At 64.6% G+C, this 6418-nt stretch carries 4 protein-coding genes and 1 pseudogene; 2 read left to right on the forward strand and 3 right to left on the reverse strand.

The genetic code is table 11. From position 1 onward, the window contains the following. From WA702_RS12310 to WA702_RS12320, 3 genes and pseudogenes are all read right to left on the reverse strand, one after another. Nucleotides 1-96, reverse strand: a pseudogene (locus WA702_RS12310) (DNA-binding response regulator); the annotation flags it as partial. Beyond that, entirely contained in the window at nt 93-1844 is a 1752-nt protein-coding gene (locus tag WA702_RS12315; RefSeq protein WP_425110799.1) for an ATP-binding response regulator, read from the reverse strand. The pseudogene WA702_RS12310 and the gene WA702_RS12315, both read right to left, overlap by 4 nt. Next, nucleotides 1814-3865 carry a sensor histidine kinase gene (locus WA702_RS12320; RefSeq protein WP_425110801.1) on the reverse strand — a complete coding sequence of 684 codons (2052 nt, stop codon included), beginning with the start codon at nt 3863-3865 and terminating at the stop codon, nt 1814-1816. The genes WA702_RS12315 and WA702_RS12320 overlap by 31 nt, the downstream gene beginning before the upstream one ends. A gap of 488 nt (nt 3866-4353) precedes the next feature. On the opposite strand from WA702_RS12320, the gene ugpB reads away from it, so the two are divergent. Together ugpB and WA702_RS12330 are read left to right on the forward strand one after the other, a co-directional pair. Continuing rightward, nucleotides 4354-5673, forward strand: a complete 1320-nt coding sequence (gene ugpB, locus WA702_RS12325) for a sn-glycerol-3-phosphate ABC transporter substrate-binding protein UgpB (RefSeq protein ID WP_425110802.1) — start codon at nt 4354-4356, stop codon at nt 5671-5673. Continuing rightward, on the forward strand, nt 5670-6418 hold a 749-nt coding region (locus WA702_RS12330), incomplete at its 3' end, for an aminoglycoside phosphotransferase family protein (RefSeq protein ID WP_425110800.1). The genes ugpB and WA702_RS12330, both read left to right, overlap by 4 nt.

The following is a 6418-nucleotide window of genomic DNA, read 5'->3' on the forward strand; positions in this document are numbered from 1 at the left end:
CGTCACCGTGAAACCGTGCATCTTGAGATAATCGCCGACCATCTCGCGGGCGGGCGCCTCGTCGTCGACGATGATGATGTGCTGGCTCTGGCTCATGACGGTTCAGTCGCAGGCAGTGTGATGGTGAAGGTCGATCCGCGCCCCGGTCCCCGGCTGTCGGCGGTGACTTCGCCGCCGTGCATGTCGATGATGCGCTTGACGATCGAGAGCCCGAGCCCGGTCGAGCTTTCGCCCGCGGTCGGCTTGGCCGACAGCCGCTGGAAGCGCCCGAACAGCCGGCCGAGGTCCTCCGGCGACAGGCCGGCGCCCTCGTCGGTGACGCGGAGCGCGATGTTGGCCGCTTCGGCGGCGACCTCGATGATGATCCCGCCGCCGATCTGGCTGTACTTGATGGCGTTGCTGACCAAATTGTCGATCGCCTCGCGCATGCGGTCGGCATCGCACATGGTCGAGAGATGCACCGGTGCGGCGACGGTGATGGTCTGCTGCTTGTTGTGGGCCAGCGGCTGGTTGGCTTCCGCGACTTCGCGGACGAGGGTGGCGAGATCGACCGCCTCGCGCCGGATGGTGATGTCGAAGGCGTCCGCCATTGCGTCGGAGATCAGATGATCGACCATCGAGGTCAGCCTCTTGGCGGCGTCACGGATGTGCTCGACCTGGCTGGTGACGCCGTCCTTGGAGGCGCCGCTCGCGATCAGCTCGGTCAGCATCTCGGTGCGGCCGAGGATGACGCCGAGCGGATTTTTCAGGTCGTGTGCGACGGTGCCGAGAATCTCGTTCTTGAAGCCGTTGGCGCGCTGCAGGCGCAGCCATTGCTGTGACAGCCTGCGATTGGCCTGCGACAGCGCCCGGGTGCGCTGGGCGACGCGATCCTCGAGCTGCGTGTTGGCCTCCTGCAGTTTCTGATACAGGATCACATTGTCGAACGCGATCGACAACCGGCTGGAGAAGATCTCCACCAACGAGCGGTCGGTCTCCGACAGCGGCCGTTCGGCCTGCAGCAGCACCACCACCTCCCGGCCCGAGCCGGTGCGGACATAGATCACGGTGCGCTGGTCGGCGAACTCATTCATGCGCTTCTTGAACGCCGCCTCGACCATGTCGCGCAGGTCGGGATCGAGCGATTTCGAGGTCGCGGCGCCAATGAAGCGGCTGTAGCAGCCCGAGCCTGCCAGCACCGAGAAATCCTCGGTCTTGTGGCCGCTGCCATCGTCGCGCAGCACCAGGATGCCGGCGCAGTCGGCATTGAGAAGCGAGGCGATCTGCGTCAGGACGCCCTCGGCGAGCCGCTGCATCGACTTGAAGTCGTAGAGCGTCGAGGCGGCGTCGATGATGATCTCGAGGCCGCGCCTTGTCTGCAGCATGCGCTCGAGCTGCTGGTAGCTGCGCAGCGCCGCCGTCAGCGAGGTGAACAGCTTGTCGGCGGTGAGCTCGGTCTTGGCCTTGTAGTCGTTGATATCGTACTGGACGATGACCCGCCGCTCCGGCGCCTGGCCCGGCTGGCCGGTGCGCAGGACGATGCGCACGGTCTCGTTCTTGATCTCGTTGCGGATGTACTCGACCAGATCGAGGCCGGCGACGTCGGTCTCCATGATGACGTCGAGCAGCACCGCGGCGATGTCGGGATTGTCGCGCATCAGGATGCGACCTTCGGCCGCGGAATAGGCCGACAGGATCTCGAGGCCCTGGCCGTTCAGGCTGTAATCGGACAGCGCGAACCGCGTGCCTTCATGCACGGCCTGATCGTCGTCGATCACCGCGATCTTCCATTTTCGCGCCGAATGGTCTTCCTCGACGACGCCGGTGTCGTCGATCAGGTGGAGGACATCGTCCTGTTCGGCCATTGCGTTGTTCCGTCGCCTTCTGTGTCAGAGCCGCCCAATTCTTTAGAACCTTGGGCGATCCGGGGCATGATAATGCGAAATGTCGTGCCTTGTCCCACCCTGGACTCCAGCATCATGCGGCCGCCGAGCTGCTGGGTCACGAGGTTATAGACAATATGGAGGCCGAGTCCCGTGCCGCCTTCGTTGCGGCGCGTCGTGAAGAACGGGTCGAAGGCCTGGCGCTGGACCTCGGGGCTCATCCCGGCGCCGTTGTCGGCGAAGATGATCTCGATGTCATCGCCACCGCGCGACCGCGCCGTGATCGAGATGGTGCCGGCGCGGCCGTCGGCGAAGGCGTGGTTGGCGGCATTGAGGAATAAATTGGTCAGGATCTGGCCATAGGAGCCGGGATAGCCGTCGATCAGGAGACCCTCCGGCACGTCGACGGCGAGCTCGATCGGCGCCCGCTTCAGTACCGGCTTCAGGCTCGCGATGATCTGGTCGGTGGCTTCGTTCAGGATGAACTGCCGCCGCTCCGCATGCGAGCGGTCGACCGCGACCTGCTTGAACGACTGGATCAGCTCGCCGGCCCGCTGCAGATTGGCGACGAGCTGCTGCGAGGCGTCGCGCGAGGCGCGCACGAATTCTTCGAGCTGCGAGCGGCGCAGTCCGCTGGACGTCTTCAACTCCTTGTCGAAGATGTCGGCGCGGCGGGCTAAGCTGGAGGCGACCGTGAGGCTGATGCCGATCGGATTGTTAACCTCATGGGCGACGCCGGCGACCAGGCCGCCGAGAGCAGCGAGCCGCTCGGCGTCAATCAAATTGCGTTGCGCGGCGTTCAATTCCAGCAGGGCGCTCTCGGCTTTTTCTTTCGAGGTGCGCAGCTCGTCCTCGGTCTTGCGCTTGGCGATCGCGTTCTCGCGGAACACTTCGACCGCCCTGGCCATGGCGCCGACCTCGTCGCGGGCCTCGGTGCCCAGCACCTCGCGATCATAGTTACCTGACGCGATGGCTCGCATCGCGGACATGATCTGCTGCAGCGGCAGGCGGATGGACAGCGCGATCAGCACGCCTGCGCTCAGGATGATGCCGAGGAAGATCACCGCGATCGACAACACGCGGCGGGAGATGTCGGCCAATGTCCGGTCGAAGGTCATCTGCGCCTTCTGCTCGCGCTGGCGCATCTTCACCGAAAGGCCGTCGATCGCGCCGATGGTTTCGGCCTGACTTGCGTCGATGGTGTTTCGCAGCAGCTCGGTCCGGTTGGTGAGCTCATCGGAGAGCTTTGAGAAGCCTTCGCGCAGCGCCGCCGTGCGGGTCGCAAGCTTTTGCAGCGCCAGCCGCTGCAGATCGTTGTCGGCAAGCTCCGACATCACCGGAATGGTCTTCTCGATGGTCTCGGTACTGCGCCGTGCGTCGTCGGCGGAGGCCGGTGCCAGCGACAGATAATAGGAATTGGCCGCGACCAGCATCGCGGTGAAGGCCTCGCGCGATTTGCCGAGCGGCGGCCAGATCTGCGCGTCGCGATGTCCGGTCGCGCCTTCGATCACCGAATAGAGTCCGGCCATGTCGCGCGCCGGCCCCAGCACCCCTTCCTCATAGGTCTTGGAGATCTTGGTCTGCAGGCTGCGCAATTCGCCGAAGCCGTCGAGGAAGCGGACCGTGACCCGCTCAAGCTCCTCCACCGAGCCCGATAACATCGGGTCGGTGGAGGCGCGCGTGGTCAGGGTGCCCAGCACGGCTTCGCGCAGCAGCAGGATCTCGGCGAACAGGTCCGGACTCGGCTGGTTGATGTAGCGGTGAATCAGGTTCTGCAGCCTGCTGGTCTCGCTCTCGAGCAGCGCCAGGATCTTGTCGGATTCCCGCACCTGACGGACATCGTCCCAGGCGCTGCCCAGCACCTTGGCGCCGTTCCAGATCAGCGCGGCGAGCACGATGACGACGGCCGAGTTCAGCGCCGCGATTGACAGGATGCGCCAGCGGATCGGCACCGCGCGCAACAGCCGCACGATCCGTGCGCGCCCCATCGCCGCCAGGCTCATTGGCCGCCCCGTGGTGGCATTGTGGTCGGACCGCGCCATCGGCTCAATTCGATTCGTGCCACTGCCGCGCGCGGCCGATCCGCCAATCCTGGCTGACCGGTGCGACGCTGCGGCGGCTGCAACCGGTACGGTCATTTTGCGACGCAGCTTCACCGACACGGACAGGTGCGCTCAACTTAGAATTGCACGTGCATAAGACGGCGGTCGCAGCCAAGGTCGGTATCGGCGCGACATCCACTCTCAAGGTCCGCGAAAGGCTGGCGCGGTACACAGGCAACATGGTCCCCTTAGGGTTGGGTCTGCCGCTTGGTTGAAAAGGTTCAGTGCTTTTTCTGCAACCGGTGCTATAAGGCCATTCTGCCGACGTGGCGAGGCCAGTCAATGGCAGAGAACAGCTATCCGGTGCAGTTTGCGGGCCGCTGGGCCATCGATATTTTTAGCTTTCACCAAGACATTTCATCGTTCGTGATCGGAATTCCGTCGTGAGCCTGAGTTGGAAGCTGTTGCGCATCTGGATCGCCGCGGTCACGGCCTGCGCGATCACGCCGGCATTTGCCGCAACCGATATCATGTGGTGGCACGCGATGTCGGGCGAACTCGGCAAGCAGGTCGAGAAGCTCGCCGCGGACTTCAATGCTTCGCAATCCGACTATCGCATCGTGCCGAGCTACAAGGGCAACTACACCGAAACGGTGACGGCGGCGATCTTCGCGTTCCGCTCCCGCAGCCAGCCGGCAATCGTGCAGGTCAACGAGATCGCCACCGCGACCATGACCGCCGCCAAGGGGGCGATCTATCCGGTGTACGAACTGATGCGCGACGAGCAGGAAAGCTTTTCGCCCGACGCCTATCTTCCGGTGGTGACGGGCTATTACGCCGACGCCGAAGGCAATCTGCTGTCGTTCCCGTTCAACACGTCGACGCCGATCCTGTATTACAACAAGGATCTGTTCCGGAGCGCCGGGCTCGACCCCAATGCGCCGCCGAAGACCTGGCCCGAAGTCGGCGTGGCCGCCAAGCGGCTGCGCGAGCGCGGCGCGCGGTGCGGCTTCACCACGTCCTGGCCCTCGTGGATCAATGTCGAGAACTTCTCCGCCTTTCACAATCTGCCGATCGCAACCAGGGCCAATGGCTTCGGCGGCCTGGACGCAGTGCTGACCTTCAACAATGAGTTCGTGGTGCGGCACATCGCGCAGCTTGCCGATTGGCAAACGACGAAGCTGTTCGACTACAGCGGTCGCGGCCAGTCGGCCGAGCCACGATTCCAGAACGGCGAGTGCGCCATCTTCATCGGCTCGTCGGGCACGCGAGCGGACATCAAGGCTTATTCGAAGTTCGAGGTCGGCTACGGCATGATGCCCTATTGGTCTGACGTAAAGGGTGCGCCGCAGAACTCGACCATCGGCGGCGCCACTTTATGGGTGCTGCGGGACCGGCCGCACGCGGAATATCGCGGCGTGGCGAAGTTCTTCGCGTACCTGTCCAGGCCCGACGTGCAGGCCGCCTGGCACCAGAACACGGGCTACCTGCCGGTCACGCGCGCCGCCTTCGACCTGACGCGGGCCCAGGGCTTCTACGACCGCAACCCCGGCACGGCGATCTCGATCGAAGAGGTCACGCTCAATCCTCCGACAGAGAACTCGCGTGGGCTGCGGCTTGGCTCTTTCGTGCTGATCCGCGATGCGATCGAGGACGAGCTGGAGGCAGCCTTTGCGGCCAAGAAATCGGCGCGCGCGGCGATGGATGCGGCGGTCGAGCGCGGCAACAAGCTGTTGCGGCAGTTCGAGCGGGCCGGTCCCGACCGATGAGCGACGCGCGAAGAGAGCAGACTTCGCTGTCGCTGCCGGCGTTGACGGACTTTGCCGCATTCCGCGCCTATCGCGCCGAGCCGGCGCGCTGGTTGTCGGTCGCGCAGGACATCGCTCGGGGCCATGGCGTGATCTGCTCGGAGCCGATCGTGTTCGGGACCGGGACCAATCTGGTGGTCGGCCTCGGCGACCTGATCCTGAAGATCTTTCCGCCGTTCTATCGCAGCCAATTCATCTCCGAGCGCGCCACGTTGCGGGTGCTTGCCGGGCAGTTGTCGATCGATGTGCCCCAGCTCATCGCCGAGGGCGAGCGCGACGGATGGCCGTATCTGATCATGACGCGTCTGTCGGGCGTGCTGGCATCGGACGCGTGGCCGGATATGGCGGAGACCGACAAGGAGGGCGTGCTGCGCCAGCTGGGCGAGACCATCGCCGGCGTGCATCGCGTGCCGCCTGGCGAGCTCGCGAAGATCACGCCGAGCTGGCAGGATTTTCTGCAAGGACAGATCGCGGGCTGTCGCGCGCGTCACCAGCGGCTCGGCTTGGCGCAGAAATATCTCGACGAGCTCGACGATCTCTTAGCCGATGCGCGGGAGCTGATCCCCGTGCACGCATCGCCTGTGATCCTCGTCGGCGAGTATATTCCGGAGAATTTTCTGCTGGCGCGTGACGGAGACCGCTGGCGAGTCTCGGGCCTGTTCGACTTCGGCGATGTTTTCACGGGCTTTGGCGACTACGATCTGCT

Origin of the sequence: Bradyrhizobium sp., from assembly GCF_049798375.1 — a bacterium.
GTDB lineage: Bacteria > Pseudomonadota > Alphaproteobacteria > Rhizobiales > Xanthobacteraceae > Bradyrhizobium.